Here is a 212-nt window from a genome sequence, read left to right as displayed (position 1 = left end):
AAGTTCCGCAAGGAGCTACCTCAAAAACATCCGTGTATCCGTGGCTAAAAAACGTACCCTCCAAATCCAAATTGTTTTGGGTTGTTTGATAATCGGGACTAAAGGAAAGAAAACGGCCATTAAAGCAATCCCTTTGACACCGGAAGTAGTTGGTTTAGCGGCTAAACCATTCCCTTCAGCCGCTAAACAGGTTGCTTTGACGGCGTAACCAT

1 protein-coding gene is annotated in these 212 nt (G+C 44.8%); it reads left to right on the top strand.

Annotated features, from left to right (window positions below; genetic code table 11):
• Positions 1–208, top strand: a 208-nt coding sequence (locus ED312_RS23730; protein ID WP_206363228.1) for a hypothetical protein, incomplete at its 5' end; no start/stop codon positions are given.
• Between the last annotated feature and the right edge of the window lie 4 nt (positions 209–212).

It is taken from the genome of Sinomicrobium pectinilyticum (assembly GCF_003725735.1).
GTDB lineage: Bacteria > Bacteroidota > Bacteroidia > Flavobacteriales > Flavobacteriaceae > Sinomicrobium > Sinomicrobium pectinilyticum.
This window is presented reverse-complemented; position numbering and strand designations above follow the sequence as displayed.